Raw genomic sequence first — 21,147 nt, forward strand, 5'->3', positions numbered from 1 at the left:
CTGTGGGAGCGGGCTTGCCCGCGATGGCGATCTGTCAGACGCGGAAGGCTTGGACGGCGGTATGCAACCGTCCACCCAGCACCAACAAATTCTCCCCTTGCACGCGCCCCTCTCCAATCCTCAGCAAGTTGTCCCCACCCAATTGGTGAATACGTTCGCTGTGATCCCGGATTTCGCTGACGGCTCCGCTCTGCTGGGCGGTGACATCGGCGATGCGCACGGCGGTGTCGGAAATGGTCTGGATCGCCCCGACGATTTTATCCAGTGCGCCGTCGGCGGCCTGGGCCTGATTGGCAGTGGCTTCAGCGTGTTCGACCTGGGCGCGCATGCCTTCCACTGATTGGCGTGCGGCGGTTTGCAGTCCCGCGATCAACGTCTGGATCTCTGCGGTGGCGCCGGCGGTGCGTTGCGCCAGTGAGCGAACTTCCTCGGCCACTACCGCAAAACCTCGACCCATTTCCCCGGCGCGGGCCGCTTCGATGGCGGCGTTCAGCGCCAGCAGGTTGGTCTGGTCGGCAATCGAACGGATCACCGTCAGCACGCCGCCAATGGTCGCCGACTCCTCGGCCAAGTGCTCGATCATCTGTGCGTTGCCTTGCACTTCACCCACCAGCGCATGCAGGCCGGTGAGGCTCAGGCCGATGACTTTCTGTCCGTGTTCCACCGCCAATCCGGCATGGCGACTGGCATCGGCAGCCTGGCTGGCATCGCCGGCGACTTGTTGAATGGTCGCTTCCAGTTCGCCGAGGGAGTCGCGGATCAGTGCCGTGTCGCCGGCCTGATGTTCGGCGCCGCTGTGCAAGTCATTGCTCAACTCGGCCAGGGTTCGGCTGCTCCCGGCGACCTGTTCGGCGTTGAGGCGAATGGTCCCAACCAAGTCGACCAGATAGGCGCGCAAGCGATTGAGCGATGCTTGAATGTCATGCAATTCGCGATTGGTCTTACCCAGTTCAATGTCCCGGCTGAAGTCGCCCTCGGCCCAGGTCGAGAGGGCCGGCGCGAGGTTGGTCAGGGTTCGGGCCAAGCGTCGTTGCAGGGTGTCGATGAGCAATGCAATCAACAGAATCAGCCCAATCATCACCCCTTGCATCAGCCGCACTTCGCCCTGGATCTGTCCGTGCTGGGCGCGAACCACCGGTTCCAGCCCGGCGATGGCCTGCTGCACGGCGGCGATTTTCAGGTGAGTGGCGGCGCTGAGGTCGGTGCGTTTCTGGATCTGGTCGCGTGTGCGTGCCAGTTCGGCCGGGTAGCGAGTGAGAAGGCTGTTCAGTTCACGCTTGAGGCCGACGCCGGCATCTTCGGCGACGGCTTTTTCGGTGTTCTCCAGGCCCATCATCGCCGCGAAATCATCCGTGTTCGATTCACTTGTGCTCGTCACGCCCAGCAGCGGCAAAGTGTCCAGGAGCTCAGCCTGGGTGCGGATGTTGCTGACTTCGCGCTCGACATCGACGGCCAGTTCGCTGCGGCCGCTGCTGACCAGTTTGTCCCGGGCCAGAGACAGTTTGCCCAAGTGCTGGGAGGCCGCGAGCAGCGGCGTCAGATACGCCGCGTTAGCGCTGGCGTATTGGCTGAGTTGATCGAGGCTGGCGCCGAGTTCGCGTTCGGCTTGCAGCAACAGCGCTTGCGGATCACCGGCCAGTTTGCCGGCCGCCAGCAGATCGGTTTTGCTGAACTCGTCCAGGTTTGACAGGCTCGGACGCAAGGTGTCGGCCAATGCCGGCGGCAACTCGCCGAGTTCCTTTTGCAGGCCGTCGATGGCCTGGCTGGCGCTGCTCAGGCGCAGGGCATCGCCGCTGGCGAGATAGTCCCCGATGTTGCGCGCGACTTCATTTTGAAATTGCTGGGATAAGCCCAAGTAACGCTCCATCAATAAATAGGGGCGCTCCAGGGCCTTTTGCGACCACCAAAGTGTGGCGCCAAGGGCCACGCACACGGCGACTAAAAGGAGGGTATTGAGATTGGTCAGCAGCTTCAGGCGCATCGCGGGTCTACCAGCGGAAGAATGGTAAGCGCCTGAATTTATTGCGTTTCTGTTACAGCGTTATGACTGAATGGGTCGATTCCGATGAAAAAGTGGCACTTTGCTTTGATGTCCGCGCGGCCTGAACTCGGTTGCGTCCGGCGTCCTTTGCGCGGTACAGCGCTTCGTCTGCCTGGCTGGCCATCATCAGGCTGTCGGAGTTTTCGCACAGTTCCACCACCCCGGCGCTGAACGTGCACCAGAGGTCCTGCGGTTGGGCCGGGTAGTGAATCTCGGCAAAGCGTCGACGGATCTCGTCGAGCACCTTGTGTGCCGATTCGAGATCGGTGTCCGGCATGACGATGGCAAATTCTTCACCGCCATAACGGCCGATGAAATCGGTCTTGCGCAAGCGTTGCTTGAGAAACAGCGCCAGGCTCTTGATCACCCGATCGCCCATGGGGTGGCCGTGGCTGTCGTTGACCCGTTTGAAGTGATCGATGTCGAGCATCGCAAAGCTCAACGGCTTGCACTCGCGGCGGGCGCGGAAGCTGCAGTCTTCGAGCAATTGCAGGATGTGCGTGTGGTTGTACAACCCGGTGAGGCTGTCGCGAACCATCCGCGATTTCAGGTTGCGTGCCCGTGCCGCGCGGTTGCGCACGGTAGTGATCAGGTGTCGCGGCTTGATCGGTTTGGTCAGGAAGTCGTCGCCGCCCTCGCTCATGGCATCGAGCTGCTTGTCCAGATCATCTTCGGCGGACAGGTAAATGATCGGCACGCTGACGTAACGGTCGTTATGACGGATCACCTTGGCCAATTCTGTACCGGTGCAGGCCGGCATGTACATGTCGAGGATGATCAGGTCCGGCTGGAAGTCCGCGAGCTCGGCCATGGCCTCGATCGGCTCGATCAAGGTCCGCGTGACGATCCCGGCACTGTTGAGCAGGCGCTCGGTGTGCAAGGCCTGGGCACGGGAGTCGTCGATGATCAACACTTTATAAGGCTCGTACTGGGCGACGCAGGTCAGGACTTCAATTTTTTCCAGCAGGCTTGACGCTTCGAGGGTGCCGGTCAGGAATTCCTGGCCACCGGCGCGCACGGCGGCGAGGCGGGTCGGGGTATCGGTTTCGTTCAGGCTGAAAAACAGCAGTGGCAACGGTTCATCCAGACCAACCTGGGCTTCGGCCGCCAGTTTCAGGCCGATGCCGGGGCCGCTGAAGTCCACGTCCATGACGATCGCTGCAGGCAAGCGCTCGACCATTGAGGAACGGAACGCCGAAACGCTGTCGAGGGCTTGAGCGCTGAGCCCAAAAAATTCCAGCTGCTTGGCCAGACGCTCGGCGCGGTCGTGATCCTGCAACATCACGTAGATCGGTTTGCGCAGGGGGGGCAGAAAGGTTTGGTCCAGCTGATCGCCATGGCGCAGGCCGGTGCGAGACAGGCGCTGCATCAAACGATTGAGATCAGTGATCAGTCCGCTGCTCAAACGTCCGCGATTGGCGTCGACAGCCTCCAGCGACAGACCGATGTGGCGCGCCAGTTGGGAGTGTTCAGGTTGTTCGAAGCGCTCGGCGAAACGCAGCAGGCGCAGATTGGCCTCGCTCAGTTCCGATAAGTCGGTGGTGGACCACTCGCTGCATTGCAGGCGCTGCCATATCTCAAGAATTTGACGTGCCTGATGAATTACCCGCTGGGCAAAGTGGTGCTTGAGGCGCTCACGGCTGGGGTCTTCTGGCTCGGTCATATCCTGACTACTAGTTAGGGTGCATGCTGAGATCGACTGGTGGCTCTATGCTAGCACCTCTTTTTCGATCGCATGAGTGTCGCATGTCAATAAACTGCAAAGCGACGTAATTCAGTTTATGACCGACTGGTCTAATAGGCTCAGCGCTGTGCTTCATTTATAGTAGGCCTTCGATCGCGGTCATTGTGCGGTAGCCGTTTTATGCAGGATTAATGTGCGGCAAACGAGGCACGATGAGATAGGGTTGTGGTCGAACCGATGAACTCAAGTGATTGAAAGGATATCGCCATGCTGGACTGGAAGAACCGCGCGGGCAGCGCGCCTGAACGTGCCGCTGAACCGAAATCGGCCACCCGCAGTTACTTGGGTGGGCTGTTGTTCAGCCGGGCGCTGGCCACTCTGATTGCCATTTACTTGCTGGTGGCTATTGCGCTGGGCTGGTACTGGAGCCAGGAACCTGCGCTGTTCCCGGTTCAGCAGAATGCCCAGATGGCTGCCGAGAAAGAAGGCAAGCAAATGGTCATCGGCTACACCACGGTCGAAACCCTCAAGACCGTCGCCGGTACTTTGCTGACCAAACCGGGTGGCTATATTTCCAACGACCGTTTCCCGCCGGGCCTGTGGATGGACAACACGCCGAGCTGGGAATATGGCGTGCTGGTCCAGGTCCGTGACTTGACGCGTGCCTTGCGTAAAGACTTCGCCCGCTCGCAATCGCAATCGGCCGAAGACTCCGATTTGGCCAAGGCCGAGCCGCGTTTCAACTTTGACAATAAGAGCTGGGTGTTGCCGTCCAGTGAGTCCGAGTACCAGGAAGGCATCAATTCCCTGAGCCGTTATCAGGCGCGCCTGTCCGATCCGTCGCAAAAAAATGCGCTGTTCTATGCCCGCGCCGACAACCTGAACAACTGGCTGGGCGATGTCGGCACCCGTCTGGGGTCGCTGTCGCAACGGCTGTCGGCCAGTGTTGGCCGGGTCAAGCTCAACACCGCGCTGAAAACTGAAGTCGTCGCTCCAGGCCAGGTGCCGCAGGTAGACGAAGAGATCGTCGAAACCCCGTGGATGCAGATCGACAACGTGTTCTACGAAGCCCGCGGTCAGGCTTGGGCCTTGTCCCACCTGCTGCGGGCCATCGAAGTCGACTTCGCCGACGTGCTGGCCAAGAAGAACGCCACGGTCAGCGTGCGCCAGATCATTCGTGAGCTGGAAGCCTCGCAAGAACCGGTCTGGAGCCCGATGATCCTTAACGGCAGTGGCTTCGGCGTGCTGGCCAACCACTCGCTGGTCATGGCCAATTACATCTCTCGCGCCAACGCCGCAGTGATCGATTTGCGTCAATTGCTCAATCAGGGCTGAGTCATGGTTGATAGCTCCGTCGATAACATGCGGGAGGCCGCCCATCGTGCGGCCTCGGATGCCGAACAGATCGCCTGGGTTGACGAGCAGGACAACCTGCTCGGCGCCCTGGTCCGCTCCGACCTGCGCGAACGCGGGCTGATCGGGCGTGGCACCTACATCATGCTGTTCAATTCTGCCGGTGAACTCTGCGTGCATCGACGCACGCTGAGCAAAGCCATTTATCCAGGTTTCTGGGACGTGGCGGCGGGGGGCATGGTGCTCGCGACCGAAACCTACGCCGAATCGGCCGCCCGCGAGCTGGAAGAAGAGCTGGGCGTGAGCGGCGTGGAACTGACTGCCCATGATCACTTTTACTTCGAAGACACTGGCAATCGGCTCTGGTGTTCGGCGTTTTCGGCGGTGTGGGACGGTCCGTTGAGCCTGCAACCCGAAGAAGTTCTTGAAGCGCGTTTTATTCCCGTCGATCAGGTCCTGCTGGAAATCCAGCAAAAGCCTTATTGCCCGGACTCTCTGGCCGCGTTGAAGCGCTATCTCCGGGCCCGTGGGTCGGACGTCGCATCAGAGGTATAAATTGGCGCCGATTGGCTCTTAGCAAGTCGGCTTTTTGCCGTTACACTGCGCGACCTTGTAGGGGCTGACGAGTGCAACGAGGCTGCGATCTTTTGACTTTGCCATTGAATCAAGATCAAAAGATCGCAGCCTCGTTGCACTCGTCAGCTCCTACACGCATACGCAGTGTTGTACCGTTTCAGTAGCGCTGCCCCTGCCTGAGTGGGGCTTCGCGGTCGATGGCACTAGCCCAAGTTGCCGCGACCAGTCTTTGTCCTCCCAAGAGGATTGCCGGTGGCCAAAAAAGCCGCATCCTTCGCCGCCCTTGGTGGCCTGGTATTTTCCACCGACGCAGGTCGTCATTGCCCGGATTGCAGTAAACCGGTGGATGCCTGCATCTGCAAACAGACCGTTATCCCGGCCGGCGACGGCATCGCTCGCGTGCGTCGCGAAAGCAAGGGGCGTGGCGGCAAGACGGTGACCACCATCACCGGCGTGCCGTTGCCCGAAGACGCGCTCAAGGACCTGGCCACCACGTTGAAGAAACGTTGTGGGACCGGTGGGGCGCTGAAAGACGGAATCATTGAAATCCAGGGCGATCATGTCGAGCTACTCTTGGCCGAGCTGATCAAACACGGTTTCAAAGCGAAGAAGTCCGGCGGCTAGCAGCCTCTGTGAAAACCACCCTCGGCTTGATCCAGACCCGATTCAACTCTGGTCTGGCGTCGTCTACATGGTTTTCACAGAGCCTGTTCTGACCGGTTTCTAAACTCACTGCGGTCAGCGAGGTCTATCCCTCGTTGACGAACCGTCATTTTCATTCTTTAGACTGCGCCGGCCTGAACCCAGGCGACGCTCTATGACTTCTTTATAGGGGACTTCAATGTCCGTACGACGCACACGCAAAGACGATGGCAGCCAATGGACAGTTGCGGACAGCCGCAGTGTTTACGGGATTCGCCATTGGGGGGCCGGGTATTTCGCGATCAATGACGCCGGTCGCGTCGAAGTTCGTCCGAACGGTCCGACCAGTTCGCCTATCGACCTGTTCGAGCAAGTTGACCAGCTGCGCAAAAGCGGCCTGTCCTTGCCACTGCTGGTGCGTTTCCCTGACATTCTGCAAGACCGCGTGCGTCAGCTGACCGGCGCCTTCGACGCCAACATCGAGCGTCTGGAATACCAGAGCAAGTACACCGCGCTGTACCCGATCAAGGTGAACCAGCAGGAAGCGGTGATCGAGAACATCATTGCGACCCAAGACGTGTCCATCGGCCTGGAAGCCGGCTCCAAGCCTGAGCTGCTGGCCGTGCTGGCCCTGGCGCCGAAGGGCGGCACCATTGTCTGCAACGGTTACAAGGACCGCGAGTTCATTCGTCTGGCGCTGATGGGCCAGAAGCTTGGCCACAACGTGTTCATCGTGATCGAGAAAGAATCCGAAGTCGCGCTGGTCATCGAGGAAGCCGCCTCGCTCAAGGTCAAGCCTCAGGTTGGCCTGCGCGTGCGTCTGTCGTCCCTGGCGTCGAGCAAGTGGGCCGACACCGGTGGCGAGAAATCCAAGTTCGGTCTGTCGGCTGCGCAACTGCTGTCGGTGGTCGAGCGTTTCCGCGCGGCTGGCCTGGATCAGGGCATTCGCCTGCTGCACTTCCACATGGGCTCGCAGATCGCCAACCTGGCGGACTACCAACACGGCTTCAAGGAAGCGATTCGCTACTACGGCGAACTGCGCAACCTCGGCCTGCCGGTTGACCACATCGACGTCGGCGGCGGTTTGGGCGTGGACTACGACGGTACGCACTCGCGCAACGCCAGTTCGATCAACTACGACATGGACGATTACGCCGGTGTCGTGGTCGGGATGCTCAAGGAGTTCTGCGATGCGCAGAGCCTGCCGCACCCGAACATCTTCTCCGAAAGCGGCCGCTCGCTGACCGCTCACCACGCCATGCTGGTGGTACAGGTGACCGACGTCGAGAAACACAACGACGACGTGCCGCAGATCGACAATAAACAAGAACTGCCGGAAACCGTGCAATGGCTGGTTGACCTGCTGGGTCCGACCGACATCGAAATGGTCACCGAGACCTACTGGCGCGCCACTCACTACATGAGCGACGTGGCGACCCAATACGCCGATGGCAAGCTGACCCTGGCTGAAAAAGCCCTGGCCGAGCAATGCTACTTTGCCGTGTGCCGTCGCCTGCATAACTCGTTAAAGGCTCGTCAGCGTTCCCACCGTCAGGTGCTCGACGAACTCAACGACAAGCTGGCCGACAAGTACATCTGCAACTTCTCGGTTTTCCAGAGCCTGCCGGACACCTGGGCCATCGGTCAGGTGCTGCCGATCCTGCCGCTGCACCGTCTCGACGAAGAGCCGCTGCGCCGTGCCGTGCTGCAAGATTTGACCTGCGACTCCGACGGCAAGATCAAGCAGTACGTCGACGAGCAGAGCATCGAAACCAGCCTGCCGGTTCACGGTTTGAACGAAGGCGAAGACTACTTGCTGGGTATCTTCCTGGTCGGCGCCTACCAGGAAATCCTCGGCGACATGCACAACCTGTTCGGTGACACCGATTCGGTGAACATCTATCAGAACGCCGACGGCAGCGTGTACCACGCGGGTATCGAAACCCACGACACCATCGAAGACATGCTGCGTTACGTGCATTTGTCGCCGGAAGAGTTGATGACCCACTACCGCGACAAATGCGCCAGTGCGCGCATCACCGCCGCCGAGCGCACCCAGTTCCTCGATGCTCTTCGTCTGGGCCTGACCCGTTCGTCTTACCTGTCTTCTTGAGGTAAGGCACCGCTCTCATCAGGTTGTCTGAAAATGTACCGCTCATTGCGGAAATTTCAGATGACTTGGTGGGACTCCTCCCTGATTTCACGCGATATGACTCACATTCTTGGCCATCCAAGCGATGTGGTCTTCTTTTCGCGTAGGTCATTTCCTAAGTTGTACTTCGGCACTCTACTCGGCCAACTCTCTCGGAGAGAATCGCCTGCCGCCCCTCCTGTAGAGAATCGCCGATGTTCGATCCAGTCAACGAGCCGTCATTTCGTCTGGATGTAGAGGGTCTGCCCGACCCCTTTGAGGTCTTGGCGTTTACCGGTCGAGAAGCCATCAGCGAGCCTTTTGTGTTCGACGTGGATCTGCTCATCGATGACCTGACACTCGACCTTGCAAGCCTGCTGTACCGTCCGGCCTTTCTGCACGTCGGGCCTGCGGGAAACGGCTTCCACGGACAATTGCATGAACTCGTCCAGCATGACCATGCCCCGGTTGTCAGACTTTGCCGCATACGTCTGAGGCCGAAGCTGGCTTGTCTTTCCCTGCGTTTCAGTCAGCGAATCTTCAGCGCGCGCTCGGTACCGCAAATTCTTGATCAGGTGCTCAAGGAACACGGCATTGTCGGCAAGGATCGGCGTTTCGAGCTGAGTGGCGATTACCCGTCCCGTGATTTCTGTACGCAGTATCGGGAATCGGATCTGCAATTTCTCCAGCGCTTGTGTGCCCAGGAACAGCTTCACTACCACTTCGAACACCGTGCGAACGCGAGCTGCGTGGTTTTCGGTGATGGTCCGGGGTATTTTCGCCTCGGTGAAAATGCCCGCTTCCAGGTCGAGAACGAGCAACCGGCAGTGCGCCAGTTCGAGCTTCAGGGCGGGCGACGAGCTCCGCAAAATGCCGAAGGTCGTACGGACCTGACGTCGCTGCGCAGCGGTCAGCTGATGCCGCTGTCCGGCCATCCGATCGCCGACTGGAATCATCTCTGGCTGCTGACCCATGTCGAGCATCAGGGGAGCCAGGACCCCATGGCCCCTTACAGCAACCAGATCCGCGCGGTTCACTGGAAGGTGCCTTTTGTATCGCCTCACTCTGCAGCGAAACCAACGATGCACAGCCTGCAACGGGCTTGGGTAGTCGACATCGATGAATCGCCGCCCGATGCCTCCAGACCGGTTGCCGTGCAATTTGACTGGCTCTATCAGGGCGAGGGTGCGGCGCCCAGTCATTGTTGGCTGCCGTTGGCCGCTGAACTGGGGGGCGCGGCCCTCACGCCGTTGAGTGAGGGGGCTGAGGTCGTGGTGAGCTTTATCGAGGGTGATCCGGATAAGCCGTTGATCACCGGGTTTATTCACCTGCCAACGCCTGTTGAAGAGGCTAAAACACCCGTCTCGACCGATGATTGCCCGTCCATTGAAGGCGTGACGGGATGGCTGCAATCGGGCGAGCCCTTGATGTTGCTGTGCCTGCTGCCCGGTGGCGGCAGTTTCAGCCATTGCACGCAAACCCTTTGCACCTGCCGGGCGGCGATGCGGTTTGGCCGGAGCGGTGCGGCATGATCGCCGCGACCCCGCAATGGCTATTGCTGGATGTACCGGGTGCGCCACAGGCCCGGGCGACACTGCAACAGAAGTTTGCGCATGCCCGGTGGTTCTGGTTGTTCGAAGGCACTGAGTGGCATGCATTGCGTGAAGTCGGACCGGCCCTGATCGACCTTCGGACATGCCCTGCGCTGGCCGGGTTGTGCCAAAGCGAAGCGTTACTCTGGCGAGGCTTGCTGGTCGCCAGTGAGACGTCGTCGTCGCAGTTGCTGGCGCATTTGCGCCGGATGCTCACGGTCACTTTCGACCCACCTCACCGGGCCTTGTTGAGTTACTACAACCCACACACCGCCAGTTACTTTTTTGATGCCTGCGATGCTCTGGAGTTGAGCCGCTGGCTGGGTCCGATCAGCCAGTTGCGCTGGTTCGGCGGGACATGGGCCGACCGCGCAGTCGGCAGTCAGGGCTGGCAGCAGTTGGTCAATCCTGGGCTTGTCGTCAGCCCTTTGGCGGTTGAAGAAAACCTCAGCCCTCGACATCGGGAAAAACTGCAAACCTGCGTGCTGGAACAGCACACTTGGCACTGGAGCAAATCTACCGGGACCGAATACCACACGCTGTGGTCCCACGTGCAGGAAGGACTGGCGCTGGGTTTCAGCGAACGTCGGGTGCTCGATGGCTGGTTATGGCTACGCTTGCAGTACCCCGGCGCGTTCCCTGCGCTACCGTTGCCGGGCTTCACCCAGCAGGAGCGTCTCGATAACCTGCGCAATCTGTGGCAGAACGATCAGCCCTGAACACGAGGTTCGACATTGATGGCGAGCACACTCCGGCGGCTGTTCGGCTTGGCAATCGGCGGCGTTTTACTTGCCGCGATGACGGCATGTTCGCCACTGAAGTTGCTCAATGTGCTGACCCCCAGCGGAACCTTCGACAAGACCGAGGGCATTGCCTATGGCAGTGATCCGCGGCAAAAACTCGATGTGTATGTGCCGCGCCATCCCATGGAAAACACCCCGGTGGTGGTGTTTTTCTACGGTGGCAGCTGGAACAGCGGTTCGCGCAGCGATTACGGGTTTGTCGGCGAGGCGCTGGCGTCTCGGGGGATAGTCGCGGTGCTGGCGGACTATCGGTTGTATCCGCAGGTGCGTTATCCGCTGTTCCTTGAAGATGGCGCCCGGGCTGTGGCCTGGACCCATGAACACATTCGGCAGTATCGCGGGAATCCGCAGCGGTTGTACCTGATGGGCCATAGTTCCGGGGCCTACAACGTCGCGATGCTGGCACTGGACCCCGGGTTACTGGGGGCGGTGGGCCTGTCGCCACACAACCTCAGCGGCTGGATCGGCCTGGCCGGGCCTTATGATTTTCTGCCCATTAAAAATCCGGAGGTGCGTCCGGTGTTTTTCTGGCCGGACTCACCGCTGCAGTCGCAGCCGATCAATCACGTCAGTCGCGGCGCGCCGCCGGCCTTGTTGATCGCCGCGAGCGACGATGAGCTGGTCAACCCGGCCCGCAACACTGGTGGTCTGGCTCTTAAACTGCGCGAGGCGGGCGTGCCGGTGCAGGATCTGTATTTCTCGCGCACCAGCCACGCCACGCTGGTGGCGACGCTGTCCCGGCCCATGCGCGGTTTGGCTCCGGTGCTGGATGAGGTCACGGCCTTCATCAACGCCACGCCGACTCAGTGAGCTTTGCCTGCGAACCAGCCGTCGCTCTTGTGCAGATGCCAGGCAAAAGCGCCGAGGGTCAGGCTGCGCAGCAACATGAACAACAGAAACGTTATCCACAGTCCATGGTTGCCAAAACCTTTCAACGCCCAGGCAAACGGCAGTAACAGAATCACTGTCAGCAGCATGCCGTTGCGCATTTCCCGGGCACGGGTGGCGCCGATAAACAGCCCGTCGAGCAGGTAGCTCCCGACCGCGATCAGTGGCAACGCGGCGAGGTAGGGCAGGTAGATAAACGCTGTGTCGCGCACGCTCTGAATGTCGGTCTGCATTTCGATAAACAGATGCCCGGCGAACAGGAACAGCACGGCAAACCCCAGGCTCGCCAGTAACGACCAACCGCAGGCCACCACCAATGAGCGGCGCAAGGCCTCTTGATTGCGAGCACCGATGGCATGCCCGCAAAGGGCTTCCACGGCGTGGGCCAAACCGTCCAGCGCGTGTGCGGTCAGCAGCAAGCCATTGAGCAGCAAAGCGTTGGCAGCGACGGTGGCATCGCCCAGCCGCGCGCCTTGCACCGTGATCAGGAAAAACACCGATTGCAGCGCCAGGCTACGGATGAAAATGTCGCGGTTGACCGCCAATAGCGGCCGCCAGCTCTGCCACATCGCCAGCGCGGCCCAGGCAATGTGACCGGGATAGGCGCGCAGGGCGTTGCGGGTCATCAGAAGGCCGATCAGCGCGCCGGTCCATTCGGCAATCACCGACGCTCGGGCCGCACCGACTACGCCCCAATCCAGCCCGAGGACGAACCACAGGTTCAGCGCGATATTCACCAGGTTGGTGCTGAGCAGAATGGCCAGCGGTGCCCGGGCGTTCTGAGTGCCGAGGAACCAGCCGACCAGCGCATAACTGGCCAGCGCTGCCGGCAGACCAAACAGGCGTGTGCGGAAAAACTCGCGGGTCAGCTGATCCAGCTCCGCCGATGGCTGCATGAAGTGCAGCGCGACGCCGCTCAACGGGACACCCAGTGCGCCCAGGACAATGGCCAGGCCCATGGCCAACAACAGACCCTGCAGCAAAATCTGCCGCAACGCCGCGCCGTCCCCACGCCCGGCGGCCTGTGCGGCGAACCCGGTGGAGCCCATGCGCAGAAAACCCATGGCCCAGGCGAGAAAGGTATACAGGCTGGCCCCGACCGCGACGGCGCCCAACTGATGAGCGTGGGGCAAGTGGCCGATGACGGTACTGTCGACCAGCGCCACCAGCGGCACGGAAATGTTCGAGAGAATCATGGGGGCAGCGAGCGCCCAGACTCGACGATGGGTTGGGCGGTCGCGCCAGTCGGCGATCAGGCTGGACATGCAGGCTCCTTCGGGGAGCGGGCATTGTAGCGACACATTAGGAAAGGCCGCGATCCAATGTGGGAGCAAGCTCGCTCCCACAGGGGATTGGTGGTGTTAGTGAATAATCCAGCTCAACAACCAAAGCCCCAGCAGCAACCAGATAATCCCCATGATGATCGACGCATTCATGAACGCCCGAATCGCCGACCACAACAGCATCAACCCAAGAATCAACGCAATGATGCTGATAATCGACGCGTCCATACCCAGCGCACGGGACAGCCCTTCGACAAAGTTGCTGCCGGCATGGCTCAACAGATTGAACAAGCCACTGAGGCCGTCAACGATGAAACGGATAACCGAACCGAGTGCCTGGCCGAGCCATTCGAAAAAACTTTCTACCTGCATGTCGTGAGCGTCCTTGATGAAAGTGGGGGCATGGTTGCCGGACTTGAGCCTTGGGCTATCGATCATGCTGCCGAGTTCCCTGTAGGAGCTGCCGAAGGCTGCGATCTTTTTGAGTATGGCGCAAAGTCTTGAGCACGATGCTGCCCCTTGCCTTCCCCCGTCATCCCCCCGAAGCTATACGCCTTCAGGAGAGCCCGATGAACCTTGTTGAACTGACCGAACGCCTGCACGCCATCCGTGACCGCAATGACTGGCGGCAATTTCACAGCCCGAAAAACCTGGCCATGGCCGCGAGCGTGGAAATGTCCGAGCTGGTGGAGATTTTCCAGTGGCTGAACGAAGACCAGTCGCGCCAGTTGCCGGCGGACAAACTGGCCCATGCCGGGCAGGAAGTCGGCGACATTGTGCTCTATCTACTGCTGCTGTGCAGCGAGTTGGGGTTGGACATGAATGAAGTGGTGCGCAGCAAACTCGCGGACAGCGAACGGAGGTTCAGCTGATGAGCGACCGTCATTTCGATCAGCTGGCGACCCGCTTCGCCGAAAAAATCTATGGCGGTGCCAAAGGTGCGATCCGTCTGGCGGTGCTTCAGGCCGACCTGGCCGAAACCTTGCCGGACCGGCCGCTGCGAGTCCTGGACATCGGCGCCGGCCTGGGCCAAATGTCGTTGTGGCTGGCCCAGCGCGGTCACGAGGTCACGCTGGCCGAACCCGCCGAACCGATGCTCGATGGCGCCCGCCAGCGCTTTGCCGATGCCGGGCAAACAGCGACGTTCATTCAGGCACCGTGGCAGGAGCTGCTCGGCCAACTCACCGAACCCTATGACCTGGTGCTGTGCCACGCCGTGCTGGAATGGTTGGCCGAGCCGCACGCGATCCTGCCGGTACTGCATCAATTGACCAAGCCAAATGGCTGGTTGTCCCTGGCCTTCTACAACCGCGATGCGTTGATTTACCGCAATTTGCTCAAGGGCCACTTCCGCAAGATGCGCAAGAACGACATGGCCGGCGAAAAGCAAAGCCTGACGCCGCAGCAGCCCCTTGATCCACGCGAATTGGCGGCGCAACTTGAAGGCCTGTGGCAGGTCGAAACCCAGAGCGGGGTACGGGTTTTTCACGACTACATGCCAGTGGAATTCCAGGCCCGCGCCGAACTGGTGGATTTGCTTGAAATGGAGCTGGCCCACCGTCGTCACCCAAGCTTTGCCGGGCTTGGGCGCTACTTGCACTGGATCTGTCGGCCGGTCTGATCGGAGAGCGAAATGAACAGTCGTTCGGGGTTATTGGTGATCTGTCTCGGGTTGGCGGCCTGTCAGGGCAGCAATCCTTATGTGGCGTCATCCAACCCCTTGCCACCCGCGCCGCCTCAGGCGGCCAACACTTTTGACCGCAGCGCCTACCCGGCACCGCCGCGTGACTACGGACGTTACCGCAGCTGGGCCTGGCTCAACGGGCGCCTGCCGCCGGGCACCGCCTGGGCGGATTCGGCGCAGGTCGCCGAGGCCGTCAGCAATGCCCTCGATCAACGTGGCTTGCGCCCTCTGCACGACAATCGTCCGGCGGATCTGTTTGTCAGCGCCGAGCTGCACCTGGAAACGCGCCTGCGTCAGGTTAGGGACGACTATGGTTATTACGGCGGCGGATATGGCGGTTACAACCGCTACGGCAGCGGTTATGGCATGTACAACACCGTGCCGATCGTGCGGACTTATCAGGAACAGGTCGTGGTGGTACGAGTTGATTTGTTTGATGCCGGCACCGGTCAACCGGTGTGGAGTGCCAGCGCCGAAACCAGTAACCGAGGTAGCCAGAGCGAGCGTGCCGATGCGATACGGGAGGCTGTAGAAAAGGCGATGTCGGCGTATCCTCCTAGTTAGCTTCTGTCGTTAAGAAGCTTTGCGCAGGTTCATGTCTTCTACGGAGAAATATCATGTTCCGCCGTCTCGCTTTACTGGCTGTGGCCGTGCTGCTCAGTGCCTGCGCCAACCAGGTCAATCATGACTTCGATGCCAGCCGCGACTTCGCCGCCTATCGCAGCTGGAGCTGGAAAGAGCCCGCCCTGCAATATCGCCCCGATGACCCACGGATCAAGAGCGACCTGACTGAGCAACGCATCCGCCAAGCGGTTGCCGATCAGCTGGATCAGCGCGGCCTGCGTCCCGCTACCGCCGGCAGCAAGGGTAATTTAAACGTTCAGACCTACATGATCGTCGAAGAACGCCAGCAACAGGTGACCACTAACTACGGCGGCGGTTGGGGTAATCCGTGGAATGGCTACTGGGGTGGGCCGATGTACAACGAAACCCGCAATGTCAGCTACAAGGTGGCGACCATCCAGATCGATTTGCTTGATGCCAAGGACGGAAAACTGGTGTGGCGCGGCAGTGACGAGCAGATACTCAGCCGTACGCCGAATCCGTCGGATCGCAGCACTGCGATACGTGAGACGGTTGGGCGAATCCTCGCCAACTACCCACCCAAATAAACAGCTGGACGATCTTTTGCTTGGGATCTGCGAGCAGCCCGGGAAAGCGCCAACTACACTGCTGTTCACCCAAGGAGGTAGCCCTCAGCTGTGCACCGGCAAAGGAGTGCGCGATGTCTCCCCGTTTGCAGTTTCGCAGCCCGTCCCGGCAACGGGGGGCGATCGGTTTGATGGCGGCGCTGACATTGGGCATGGCCCTTATGTTCTTGCTGATCGTGGTCGACAGCGGTCGTTTGTACCTGGAAAAACGCAACCTGCAGCGCGTTGCGGACATGGCCGCCCTTGAGGCGTCCACCCGAGGGGGTGATTGCGCCGCGGGCAACACCGCCACCGTCTACGCCACCGCCAGCGCAAACCGTAATGGCTTCACCCTTCCTGACCCCAATCGCAATCTGCTGGTCGCTTGCGGCGCCTTGACCCTGGATGCCAATAACCTTCGGGTATTTGGCGCCGACCCAAGCAAGAGCGAAGCCATTCGGGTGATCGCCAGCCGTCCGGTCCAGCAGAGTTTCGCCGGCGGTGTCGGCGCCCTGTTCGGTGGCGCCCCACGTGGAGCGACTATTAACCTGACGGCCACCGCTGTGGCCGCATTACCGCCACCCCTGGCTTCGCTGACCATCCGCAGTACGGCGCTGAGCGTCGATACCAGCAAGTCCGCCACGCTCAACGCGCTGTTCGGTGGTTTGCTGGGCGGCAATGTCAACATCACTGTGGCGGGCTGGAGCGGGTTGCTGAACACCAACATCAGCCTGCTGGGTTACCTCGACCGACTGAAGATCGACCTTAACCTCAGCACCGCCGGGTATGACCAGGTGCTGGGCACTACCGTTGCCGTCAGCCAACTGATCCAGACTGTCGTCAATGTGCTGGACCCTGGCGGCACGCTCGGCGCGTCGGCGACGATTGGGAGTTTACAGGCGCTCAAGGTCGCGGCCGGCACGACGACGGTGGTACTCGGTAACCTGCTGCACGTCGAGACTGGCAGCAACATTTCGGCGCTGGCGACCCATCTGAAGGTGTTCGACCTGATCGAAGCGGTCGTGCAACTGGCCAACAAGAAAAACGGCCTGGTGGCGACGTTGCCGATCAATCTGGCGGGCCTGACGCAAATCACCGCCCGGGTGCAGGTGCTGGAGCCTGCGCAGCTGTCAGCCATTGGCAATCCGAAAAACGCCGCGCTGGCTCCATTGGGGCCCAACCGCATCTATGTGCGAACTGCCCAGATCAGGACATTGCTGTCGATCGACTTGCCGGTGCTCGATTCCATCGTGGCGCTGTTCAATGCGGCGGCTGATCTGGCAGGCCCGCTGACCAACACACTCAACGCCTTGCTCAATCTCAACCTGGTGGGAGTGCTCGATTCACTGACCTGTGCCTTGCTCGTGCCCTGTCAGACTCCCGACATCATCGTGCTGCCGCCACCGATACGTATCGACGTGGCGCTGGACGTTGCCAGCGCCAACAGCTATGTCACTGCCTACAGTTGCGTCAGTACCACCAACAAAACCCTGACCACCAACACCAGCACTTCGCTGGTAAATCTGAAGATCGGCAAGATCGATCCAGCCACCGCTTTCGGCAGCAACGCCACGCCACCGGCGGTAGTGGTGCAGCCGTTGAAGGTGATCGATATCGGGGTGAAAACCTGTCTGAGGATTCTGTTCCTGCCCATTTCCTGCGACCAACGGATTCCGGGCGTCGGTGGCGGCATCAGTATCATGGCCGACACGACCGTGGCGCAGAACGCCAACATGCCCCACGTCTATTCTGCACCGCCGGCCACCAGCCTGCCGGAGATCAACCAGCCACCGTTCTACTATTCCTATTCCACCAGCAATATCGTCAGCAGCCTTACCGACACGCTGACCAATATAAAGGTCGACATGTACGGCCCGACGGGCAGTCTGGTCGGGGGGCTGGGGGTGATCCTCAGCAGCGTCACAACATTGCTGGTCAACGCGATCAACAGCGTGCTCAGCCCGTTACTCGACGCCTTGATCAACACGCTTCTGCTCAGTCTGGGAATCGATCTGAACAAGGTCGATGTCGGCGCCAACCTCAGCTGTCACTCGGGACGGGCGACGCTGGTGATCTGAGCATCGGGGACAATCGGCAACTCAATACAAAACCGTGCGCCCTCGACCGAGTTTCTGACGCTCAGTTTTCCGCCCATGTTCTCGACGATACCGTAACTCACCGACAACCCGAGCCCAGTGCCGACACCCACGGGTTTGGTGGTGAAGAACGGTTCGAAAATCCGCTCCAGCAACCGCGGATCGATACCACCGCCGTTGTCCTCGACCCACAGCCGCACCGACTGTGCATCTCGTTCGACGTACACCGAGATCCACGGTTTGAACTCGCGGTCGGCCTCGCGTTTACCGAGCAACGCATCCCGCGCGTTGACCATCAGATTGATCAACACCTGTTCGAGTTGATCGACATAACCGCGCACCTGCACGTCGAATCTGGTGTCGCTGACCCGCAGATCGACCCCTTTGCCGCGCATCCCTTCGGCCAGCAGCGACAGCGTGCCTTCGATGGCTTGCGCCGGATTAAACGGATGCTGCTCGATCTCCGAGCGGCGGCCAAACACCCGCATGTGATCCACCACTCGGGCGGCGCGCTGCACCTGGGCATCGATGCGGTTGAGCTTGTCGGTCAGGTAATCGATTTGTGCATCGCCGTTGTTCAGGCGCTTGAGCACATTGACGATGGCCATGCGCATCACGTTCAGCGGCTGGTTGATTTCATGGGCCAGCCCCGTGGCCATTTCGCCAAGGGTGGCCATTTTGGCGCTCTGGGTGAGCTGCTGCTGGGAGCGGCGCACCTCGGTGTTGTCGCGGCCCACGGCCTGAATTTCCAGCAAGCGGCCGTCCTCATCAAACACCCCGCGATCCGACCAGACCCACCAGGCATGTTCCCGTCCCGGCAGTTGCAGGTTGATTTCCGCGGTGCTGACTGGGAACTCCGGGCTCAGTTGGCCAAGCCGCTGGAGAAACGTTTCGCGCTGTTCCTGCGACATCCAGGTGCCCAGATTCACCCCTGGCAATTGCTCGGGCTGGCACTCCAGATACGTCGCCAGCGGACGGTTACCGAAGGTCAGGGTCAGGTCAGGGCGGTAGCGGCAGATCATCGCCGGCGAGTCTTCCACCAGGATCCGGTAACGTTCTTCACTCTGTTTCACCTGCTCGGCGGCCAGGGTCGCTTCGGTGACGTCGAGCCACAGGCCGACGGATTCCACTGGCAGGCCAAGGTCATCGCGCAGCAATTTGGCTTCATCGAGCATCCAGTGGTAATCGCCGCGACTGTCGCGCAACCGGTAGCGGGTGCGTACCGAACCTTCTCGCAACAGGCGTCGGGTGCGCTCGAAATACTGATCGCGGTCTTCGGGATGAACCCTTTCAACCAACGTCCCCGCCACGCAATCAGCCAGTGTCCAGCCGAGTAGCGGCAGCAGGCTGTCACTGAAAAACGTCGGTTGCAGCGCACCTTCGACATAGCGCTGCACATAGATCACCGCCGGTGAACTGGCGATCAGATTGTCGAGTCGGGCATGGGCCGCCGCGGCGTTTTGCTCCTGGTTTTTGATGTCGCTGATGTCGAGCATGAAGCCCACCAGTCGCCGGTTTTTGCCGACGCCCAGGGCCTGTCCCTGCAGGCGATACCAGTTCGGGGTTTGTGCCAGGCGCACGCACAGCAGCAGTGGAATGCCGTCGTCTTGCAAGGCTTGAAGACAACTGCTCAGCTCTTCTCGGTCGGCGGGGTGCACCCGATCAAGCCATTCGTGCAGCGGCATTCGAGCGATCGCAAGGTTCAGGTTACTGGCCAACGACGGCGCCAATTGCACCTCGCGACTGTCGCTGAACACCTCCCACCATCCGGTGCCGAGCAAGGCTTGCAGCGACTCCAGCCGTTCCAGTTGCAGATGGTGCCGGTGCTCGCGCAAGCGCTCAAGCAACGCGCCTGCCAGCGCGGCGGTGAGCTGCAACCAGTCGCGATCATTCATGTCGGGTGCATGTTGCTGCACCGGATAAAAGCCACACAGCAACCAGGCAGCCACACCCTGAGCATCGTGATAGGGCACCGCGAACCCTTCGACATTGCCGAAGGTGCCTTGCAAGCGGGGATGTTCAGCGGGCGTCAGGCGTTGCGGCGCAGAACCGTTCAGGCCGTCGAGCCCGGTGCCCAGGCGCTGAGCGTTTTGCCACAGGTCGGGCGCATCGCAGGCCGCGTAATGCTGGTGTATCTGCCAGCCTTCTTCCTGTTCATCGAGCAACGCTACCGCAATGCATGGCATGTGGAAACGCTGGGCCAGGCCTTGCAGTTGTTCCACCAACACCTCGGGCAGGCGCGTCAGGTTGCACCGGCGCAACTGTTCGCCGATCTGCGCTGCGAGTAATTGGCATTGCTCACGGCTGCGTGATTGTCGGCGTTCGAGCAGCAAGTCACCGATGTCCAGTAACTGCAACAGCCATGCATCGGCTAACGGCTGGACCCAGCCGCGCAAGTGCAGGGGTTGTCCGCTGAGGCTGTAGAAATCCAGATCCAGCGTCTGTCCCGGCCAATCCGCAGGCGAGCCTTCAACGGCGAGGCCGCTGTGGGGCATGAGGAAATCGATTAGGTGCGGTGCTTGCGCAGCGGGCTTCTGCTGGGCCAGCACATGCCGCAGCGGGCCGGTCAGGTGAATCACTCGACCTTCGGCATCCAGATGCACCTGCAAGCCGACACCTTGCACGCTCAGGGTGTCTGGCGTGTCCAGTGGCTGAGGCGGATGGCGATTGAGCAGGCGCCCGAAGAGCTTGTCTGCGGAACTCAAAATTGCAGGCTCGCACTGGCGGTCAGGTTTGCCGGCAGATTGGGCACTTGGCCAATCCCCGGCACGTTCAGAAACGGGATGACCTGCTGCAGTTTGCTGGTGGGGTAGTTGATGCTGACCTTCAACACCCCGCCCACGTAGGTGGCGCTGGTGTCGGTGGCGACATTGAAATTCAGTGCGGCGGGAATCCAGGCCAGTTGCCGGCTCAATTCCGTGGTGGCGACGGTTTTTATCGCGGTGTCGTACCCGGGGGTGCTCGGATCCAGCGCCACGCTTCGGCGCACCGCTTCGGCGGTCGACTGGTTGAACGATTGCATCAGCAACAGCGGCAGACTGTACGTGACAATCCCATAAAACACGGCGAAAAAGACGAGGAACACCAAAGCGAATTCAATCGCTACAGCGCCCTTTTGCTTCCGGGGGCGGCCTATTTTCATGACTGCGTCTACCCTGACATTCACTAGGTGATATCAGCATAG

18 protein-coding genes are annotated in these 21,147 nt (G+C 60.5%); 12 read left to right on the forward strand and 6 right to left on the reverse strand.

The window, feature by feature from the left end:
- Positions 1 to 34: 34 nt before the first annotated feature.
- Both ACYZTX_RS04540 and gcbA read right to left on the reverse strand, forming a co-directional pair.
- On the reverse strand, positions 35 to 1,981 hold the full coding sequence (locus ACYZTX_RS04540; RefSeq protein WP_462033131.1) for a methyl-accepting chemotaxis protein: 1,947 nt from the start codon (positions 1,979 to 1,981) through the stop codon (positions 35 to 37).
- Positions 1,982 to 2,033: 52 nt separating this feature from the next.
- On the reverse strand, positions 2,034 to 3,704 hold the full coding sequence (gene gcbA / locus ACYZTX_RS04545; protein WP_462033132.1) for a diguanylate cyclase GcbA: 1,671 nt from the start codon (positions 3,702 to 3,704) through the stop codon (positions 2,034 to 2,036).
- A gap of 288 nt (positions 3,705 to 3,992) precedes the next feature.
- Between gcbA and ACYZTX_RS04550 the strand changes: the two genes are divergently transcribed.
- The 7 genes from ACYZTX_RS04550 (at position 3,993) to ACYZTX_RS04580 (ending at position 11,632) form a co-directional block, all read left to right on the forward strand.
- Positions 3,993 to 5,060 carry a DUF2333 family protein gene (locus ACYZTX_RS04550; protein WP_462033133.1) on the forward strand — a complete coding sequence of 356 codons (1,068 nt, stop codon included), beginning with the start codon at positions 3,993 to 3,995 and terminating at the stop codon, positions 5,058 to 5,060.
- Positions 5,061 to 5,063: 3 nt separating this feature from the next.
- Positions 5,064 to 5,633: an NUDIX hydrolase gene (locus tag ACYZTX_RS04555; protein ID WP_462033134.1), complete on the forward strand. Its 570-nt coding sequence runs from the start codon at positions 5,064 to 5,066 to the stop codon at positions 5,631 to 5,633.
- 273 nt (positions 5,634 to 5,906) lie between these two features.
- A complete protein-coding gene (locus ACYZTX_RS04560) occupies positions 5,907 to 6,278 on the forward strand; it encodes a translation initiation factor Sui1 (protein ID WP_462033135.1) in 372 nt (123 codons plus the stop codon).
- 217 nt (positions 6,279 to 6,495) lie between these two features.
- Positions 6,496 to 8,409 carry an arginine decarboxylase gene (gene speA / locus ACYZTX_RS04565; protein ID WP_462033136.1) on the forward strand — a complete coding sequence of 638 codons (1,914 nt, stop codon included), beginning with the start codon at positions 6,496 to 6,498 and terminating at the stop codon, positions 8,407 to 8,409.
- Positions 8,410 to 8,642: 233 nt separating this feature from the next.
- Positions 8,643 to 9,959 (forward strand): contractile injection system protein, VgrG/Pvc8 family, encoded by a 1,317-nt coding sequence (locus tag ACYZTX_RS04570; RefSeq protein ID WP_462033137.1) that lies wholly within the window; start codon positions 8,643 to 8,645, stop codon positions 9,957 to 9,959.
- The gene (locus ACYZTX_RS04575) at positions 9,956 to 10,738 is read left to right on the forward strand and encodes a DUF4123 domain-containing protein (protein WP_462033138.1); all 783 of its coding nucleotides are present in this window, start codon (positions 9,956 to 9,958) and stop codon (positions 10,736 to 10,738) included. Before ACYZTX_RS04570 ends, ACYZTX_RS04575 begins: the two co-directional genes overlap by 4 nt.
- A gap of 18 nt (positions 10,739 to 10,756) precedes the next feature.
- Positions 10,757 to 11,632, forward strand: a complete 876-nt coding sequence (locus tag ACYZTX_RS04580; protein WP_462033139.1) for an alpha/beta hydrolase — start codon at positions 10,757 to 10,759, stop codon at positions 11,630 to 11,632.
- On the opposite strand, the gene ACYZTX_RS04585 is transcribed toward ACYZTX_RS04580, so the two are convergent.
- Positions 11,626 to 12,975, reverse strand: coding sequence for an MATE family efflux transporter (locus ACYZTX_RS04585; protein WP_462033140.1), 1,350 nt, complete (start codon positions 12,973 to 12,975; stop codon positions 11,626 to 11,628). The two genes, ACYZTX_RS04580 and ACYZTX_RS04585, sit on opposite strands and share 7 nt — an antisense overlap.
- A gap of 96 nt (positions 12,976 to 13,071) precedes the next feature.
- Positions 13,072 to 13,365, reverse strand: a complete 294-nt coding sequence (locus tag ACYZTX_RS04590) for a hypothetical protein (protein WP_033059560.1) — start codon at positions 13,363 to 13,365, stop codon at positions 13,072 to 13,074.
- A gap of 197 nt (positions 13,366 to 13,562) precedes the next feature.
- On the opposite strand from ACYZTX_RS04590, the gene ACYZTX_RS04595 reads away from it, so the two are divergent.
- The 5 genes from ACYZTX_RS04595 to ACYZTX_RS04615 all read left to right on the forward strand — a co-directional run bounded on the left by ACYZTX_RS04595 (position 13,563) and on the right by ACYZTX_RS04615 (position 17,945).
- The gene (locus ACYZTX_RS04595) at positions 13,563 to 13,865 is read left to right on the forward strand and encodes a MazG-like family protein (RefSeq protein WP_462033141.1); all 303 of its coding nucleotides are present in this window, start codon (positions 13,563 to 13,565) and stop codon (positions 13,863 to 13,865) included.
- Positions 13,865 to 14,614 carry a methyltransferase domain-containing protein gene (locus ACYZTX_RS04600; protein WP_462033142.1) on the forward strand — a complete coding sequence of 250 codons (750 nt, stop codon included), beginning with the start codon at positions 13,865 to 13,867 and terminating at the stop codon, positions 14,612 to 14,614. The genes ACYZTX_RS04595 and ACYZTX_RS04600 overlap by 1 nt, the downstream gene beginning before the upstream one ends.
- A gap of 12 nt (positions 14,615 to 14,626) precedes the next feature.
- A complete protein-coding gene (locus tag ACYZTX_RS04605) occupies positions 14,627 to 15,241 on the forward strand; it encodes a DUF4136 domain-containing protein (protein WP_462033143.1) in 615 nt (204 codons plus the stop codon).
- Between the two features lie 53 nt (positions 15,242 to 15,294).
- The gene (locus tag ACYZTX_RS04610) at positions 15,295 to 15,849 is read left to right on the forward strand and encodes a DUF4136 domain-containing protein (RefSeq protein ID WP_462033144.1); all 555 of its coding nucleotides are present in this window, start codon (positions 15,295 to 15,297) and stop codon (positions 15,847 to 15,849) included.
- A 113-nt stretch (positions 15,850 to 15,962) separates the two neighbouring features.
- Positions 15,963 to 17,945, forward strand: coding sequence for a pilus assembly protein TadG-related protein (locus ACYZTX_RS04615; RefSeq protein WP_462033145.1), 1,983 nt, complete (start codon positions 15,963 to 15,965; stop codon positions 17,943 to 17,945).
- On the opposite strand, the gene ACYZTX_RS04620 is transcribed toward ACYZTX_RS04615, so the two are convergent.
- Both ACYZTX_RS04620 and ACYZTX_RS04625 read right to left on the reverse strand, forming a co-directional pair.
- Complete coding sequence (locus tag ACYZTX_RS04620; RefSeq protein WP_462033146.1) at positions 17,915 to 20,668, reverse strand: PAS domain-containing sensor histidine kinase; 2,754 nt, start codon at positions 20,666 to 20,668, stop codon at positions 17,915 to 17,917. The two genes, ACYZTX_RS04615 and ACYZTX_RS04620, sit on opposite strands and share 31 nt — an antisense overlap.
- Entirely contained in the window at positions 20,665 to 21,105 is a 441-nt protein-coding gene (locus ACYZTX_RS04625) for a TadE/TadG family type IV pilus assembly protein (protein WP_462033147.1), read from the reverse strand. Before ACYZTX_RS04625 ends, ACYZTX_RS04620 begins: the two co-directional genes overlap by 4 nt.
- Positions 21,106 to 21,147: the final 42 nt, after the last annotated feature.

This window comes from Pseudomonas sp. MDT1-17 (assembly GCF_054898105.1).